The following is a 3,410-nucleotide window of genomic DNA, read 5'->3' on the forward strand; positions in this document are numbered from 1 at the left end:
CCCATCTACGGCTACCAGGCCGTCAACGTCGAAGCCCAGGTCAACAACCCCGGATCACTCCTGCACTGGACCCGCAAGATGATCGAGATCCGGCAACGCCACCCCGTCTTCGGCGTCGGCACCTACGTCGAACTGTCCGCCTCCAACCCCTCCGTCCTCGCCTTCACCCGCGAGATCGACGAGGCCGACCAGGACCGCTGGGGCGGGATGGACACCGTGCTGTGCGTCGCTAACCTGTCGCGCTTCCCGCAGCCGGTCGAGCTCGACATGCGGCGGTTCGAGGGGTACTCCCCCGTGGAGTGCATGGGCGGCGTGCAGTTCCCGGCCATCGGTGAACTGCCCTACCTGCTCACCCTCCCCGGCCACGGCTTCTACTGGTTCCAGCTCATGCCCCCGGACGCCGCGCCCGCCGATCCGCTCGACGACCTGCCCCCGGGCCCGCCCGCCGACCCGCCCGCGGCCCCGCCCGTGGCTCCGGCGGGCGGGGACGGCCCGGCGGACACCGCCGGGGAACCCGGAAGCGGCACGGAGAAGGACGGTTGAAGGTGCTGCCACCTGAAAGCGTCCTCACGCGGGACCTCGCGGAATGGCTGCCCCGGCAGCGCTGGTTCGGCGGCAAGGACAGCCCCATCGAGGACCTGTCGATCGGCATCGCGACCGAGCTGCGGGCCGGCGACCCCGGCCTGTACCACCTCGTCCTGGACGTCCGCCAGGACGGCGCGACCGACCGCTACCAGCTCCTGCTCGGCGTCCGCCGGGACCTGCCCGGACGGCTCGGGTACGCGCGGATCGGCGGCCCGCCCGGCGGCGGCGCCGCCATCAGGCAGCACACCTACGACGCCGCGCACGACCCGGACCTGACCCGGACGCTGCTGGAGCACCTGGCCGCCGGTGCGTCGGTCGGCCCGCTGCGCTTCCGGCACGTCCCCGGCGCCCGCATCCGGACGGACCTGACGAGCCTGCCCATCACGGCGGAGCAGAGCAACACCTCGCTGCTGTTCGGCGACGCGTACATCTGCAAGCTGTTCCGCCGGCTCAGCGAGGGCGTCAACCTCGACCTGGAGGTCAACCTCGCGCTGACCCGCGCCGGCTGCGAGCACGTCCCCGCCGTGCACGGCTGGATCGAACTGGCACCCGGCGGCGACGGCACCGACGGCGGCGAACCCGTCACGCTCGGCCTGCTGTCGGACTACCTGCGCACCGGCGCGGACGGCTGGAGCCTGGCGATCGCGAGCGTCCGCGACTGGTTCGCGCACACGACGCCGGTGGACGACGAGTGGGCGGAGCTGGACGCCAGCGCCGCCGGCGGCGACTTCGCCGCCGAGGCCGAACGGCTCGGCGCCGCCACGGCGGACGTGCACCGCGCGCTCGCCGACGCGTTCGGCGTGACGGTCGTCCCGGCGGACGAGGTCCGCGCGCTGGCCGCGCGGATGAACGAGGAGCTGACCGGGACGTGCCGCGCCGTGCCCGGCCTCGCCCCGCACGCCAAGGCGCTGACCGGCGCCTTCATCGACCTGGCCGCGCAGGCGGAGCCGCTGCCGGTGCAGCGGGTGCACGGCGACTACCACCTCGGGCAGGTGCTGCGGTCGGAGTCGGGCTGGTCGCTGCTGGACTTCGAGGGCGAGCCGGCGCGCACGCAGAGCGAGCGCCGCGCCCTGTCGCACCCGCTGCGCGACGTCGCCGGGATGCTGCGCTCGTTCGAGTACGCGGCGCGGTTCCTCATCACCCGGTCCGGGACGGTGCCGCTGGAGTCGGGCGGCCACCTGGAGACGCGGGCGCACGCGTGGGCGGCCCGCAACCGGGCCGCGTTCTGCCGGGGGTACGCGGCGGCCGGCGGCGCCGACCCGGCCGCGCACGCGGTCCTGCTGCGCGCCTTCGAATTCGAGAAGGCGGTCTACGAGGTGCGGTACGAGGCGCGGAACCGGCCGGCGTGGCTGCCGGTCCCGCTGAAGTCGCTGGCCCATCTGACCGCTTGATCAAAGACACCGAATTCCGGCATCAATTCCCCTCCATGATCACGCAAAATCGGCCGGTTCTCCCCCATTCAAGTGCGGCCACCGGGTACCCGAACTGTCGGCGGGATGATCAACCGACGAGGGAAAACGGAGAGCACGCGAATGTGCATCGCACGTCACTCACATCGGGACGGCGCCGGCCGCACCGCACGCGCCGGCGGGGCCGCGCGCCGTACCGGGCCGGCGGTCCGGAAGCACCGGGCGATCGCCGTCGCCGTCACCGCGACCGCGGCCGGGTTCGCGCTGTCGGTCCCGATGGGCGCCCCGGCAAGGGCACAGCTCAACCCGATCGTCTTGAAGCGGCTCAACCTGGACGCCGGGACGCTGAGCAAGGTCAGGGCCTACGACCGGTACCGCACCAGGCTCGCCGAGCAGCGCAGCGGCGCCAGGGAGGCGCTGGCGTTCGCGCGAAGGCAGATCGGCAAGCCGTACCGGTGGGGCGCGGCCGGGCCGTCCAGCTACGACTGCTCGGGCCTGGCGATGGCCGCCTGGCGCAGGGCGGGGGTACGGCTCCCGCGCGTCACCTACTCGCAGTACCGGTCGGTGGAGCGGAAGGTGGGCCTGGGCGCCCTGAGACCGGGCGACCTCGTGTTCTTCCACGGGCGAAGTCACGTCGGCATCTACGTCGGCCACGGCCGCTTCCTGCACGCCCCGCATACCGGCGCCCGGGTGAGGATCGACACGATGGGCGCGGCCCGAAAACGGGAGTTCGCCGGGGCGGTACGGCCCGGCGCACCGGCAAAACAGACATTTTCCCCGTCCATCCGCGAGCTCGTCGACAAGATAGACAGAATGGCGGCGCAGGATCGCGAGGCCCGGCGAAAGCCGCCAGATAAGCAGCGGACCCCCCATCTTCCGCCATCCGCCGACAGACCAGCGCACCACCCGAGAAACCCCTCGGCGAACACCCCCGCACATCCCGCGGCCCAGGCACCGCGAAGCGACGACACGTCGAACCACATCAGACCTGGCAGACCGGACAGAGATCCGGCTCCGCGGCCGAGGCACGTCAGGCCCGCCGCGCAGCACCCGCACCACGCGAACGCGGAATACGCGGACCACGCGCACGCGGACCACTCGAACACCGCGAACCACGCGAACCGACCGCACGGACGCCCCGGGGACGGCTCCCGGCCCGATTCCGGATGGCGGTCCTGGACACCGTTCGCGCACTCCGGGGCGTTGAAGGCGCCCGGACACGTACCCGGCTGATCCCCAGCGGCACCGCACACGGCACCACGACCGGCACCACGATCGGCACCGCCCCGGCGACTCTCCGCCGCGGCGGGCGCCGCCCGCGCGCCCCCCCCGGGGGGCCGGGGGCCGGGGGGGCCGGCCCCATGTGGTAGGGCCGGCCCCAGGGGGGTTGGGGGTGTGGCGGGAGTTGAACCCGCA

At 73.4% G+C, this 3,410-nt stretch carries 3 protein-coding genes; all 3 read left to right on the forward strand.

What is annotated here, in order from left to right; all coding sequences use genetic code 11:
* On the forward strand, positions 1-543 hold a 543-nt coding region (locus ABZ914_RS48720), incomplete at its 5' end, for an alpha-glucosidase C-terminal domain-containing protein (RefSeq protein ID WP_500201413.1).
* 2 nt (positions 544-545) lie between these two features.
* Positions 546-1,976, forward strand: a complete 1,431-nt coding sequence (locus ABZ914_RS48725; protein WP_500201414.1) for a maltokinase N-terminal cap-like domain-containing protein — start codon at positions 546-548, stop codon at positions 1,974-1,976.
* 141 nt (positions 1,977-2,117) lie between these two features.
* Positions 2,118-3,227 carry a C40 family peptidase gene (locus tag ABZ914_RS48730; RefSeq protein WP_500201415.1) on the forward strand — a complete coding sequence of 370 codons (1,110 nt, stop codon included), beginning with the start codon at positions 2,118-2,120 and terminating at the stop codon, positions 3,225-3,227.
* Positions 3,228-3,410 lie beyond the last annotated feature (183 nt).

The sequence above is a fragment of the Spirillospora sp. NPDC046719 genome (genome assembly GCF_040645715.1).
Taxonomy (GTDB): domain Bacteria; phylum Actinomycetota; class Actinomycetes; order Streptosporangiales; family Streptosporangiaceae; genus Spirillospora.

Excerpts from the sequence above, each read along its gene's own strand:
- ABZ914_RS48730 (WP_500201415.1), top strand. The coding sequence starts at position 2,118 with ATGTGCATCGCACGTCACTCACATCGGGACGGCGCCGGCCGCACCGCA.